The sequence below is a fragment of the Corallococcus terminator genome (assembly GCF_003611635.1).
Taxonomy (GTDB): domain Bacteria; phylum Myxococcota; class Myxococcia; order Myxococcales; family Myxococcaceae; genus Corallococcus; species Corallococcus terminator.
This window is the reverse complement of sequence record NZ_RAVZ01000798.1, coordinates 1-466: the sequence shown is the minus strand read 5'-3', so window position 1 is coordinate 466 and position 466 is coordinate 1. Positions and strand designations below refer to the sequence as shown.

The following is a 466-nucleotide window of genomic DNA, read 5'->3' as shown; positions in this document are numbered from 1 at the left end:
TCGGTGTGCCGGTCTCGGCGCCCGGCGACCTGCGCGGAGGGGACGCCTCGGTCAACGCGGCCGCGGCCCGTGCGGTGTTCGCGGGGGAGGAGGGGCCCGTGCGCGAGGCGGTGCTCCTGAACGCCGGGGCGGCCCTCGCGGCCTACGACGAGGCACTGGGCGCGGACGCGACCGACCTCCACGCCGCGGTCGCCCGGGGCCGGGAGCGCGCGGCGGCGGCGGTCGACGCCGGGCACGCCGAGGCGCTGCTCGCCCGCTGGGCGACGGCCGCCGCCCGCCTCCGGGGCTGATCCCCGCCCGGTCCTCCGGGGTTTGATCCGGGCGGGCCTCCGGGGCTGATCCCCGCCCGGGCCTCCGGGGCTGATCCCCGCTCGGGCTCAGCCCGGGCCTCCGGGGCTGATCCCCGCTCGGGCTCAGCCCGGGACGATCGCGCGCAGGAGGGCGAGGACGGCGCGGTTGAGCGGGG

Annotated in this window: 1 pseudogene; it reads left to right on the top strand. The window is 81.3% G+C overall.

From position 1 onward, the window contains the following. Positions 1-290: pseudogene (locus D7V88_RS42185) on the top strand (hypothetical protein); the annotation flags it as partial. Positions 291-466 lie beyond the last annotated feature (176 nt).